Origin of the sequence: Salinisphaera sp. G21_0 (assembly GCF_017744115.1) — a bacterium.
Lineage (GTDB): Bacteria > Pseudomonadota > Gammaproteobacteria > Pseudomonadales > Endozoicomonadaceae > Endozoicomonas.
Genome location: NZ_JAGHQW010000312.1, coordinates 1 through 503 on the forward strand (window position 1 = coordinate 1; position 503 = coordinate 503).

General features: G+C 47.5%; 1 protein-coding gene. It reads left to right on the forward strand.

The features are described from left to right. Window positions 1-503 (forward strand): hypothetical protein (locus J7439_RS26235; RefSeq protein ID WP_209204996.1); only part of this gene is annotated, 503 nt, incomplete at both ends.

Here is a 503-nt window from a genome sequence, read left to right on the forward strand (position 1 = left end):
TGCCCGACAAAGCGAAGGTGGAAGCGCTCAAAGCGTGGGAGTGCTGGAAGGTGAACGGCGAATTCAGCCTGGAACTGCTGCGGGCCTTTTCCTCCATGTGTCATGGCAAAGGCTTGCCCGACAAAGCAAAGGCGGAAGCGTTCGTTCAATGGCTACCCTCGGATGAAAATAAGAATATTCTGAAACTTTCTTGCCGAATATTTACAAGTTTTGGTTTGCCCTCAAGAGAAAAACTGACTGAAAATGAGAAAACACTTCGCCAATGTCTTAATCAGCACGGTTGTAACACTGAACATGGAGACGACAATAGTGATGAAGATCTTTTAGAATCGAGTCAAATGAAAGCACTGGCTCTGTTCTTCTCCGGGCCCGCAACATGGCGCATGAAAATTGCCGAATTCCAACAATATCTGGCTGCCCACAAGAGTCCTCGAAATGACAGAGTGGCTGTTCGTGCTGCGCTGAAATCATTGCTACCGATATTGGCTATCCATGGAGGAACT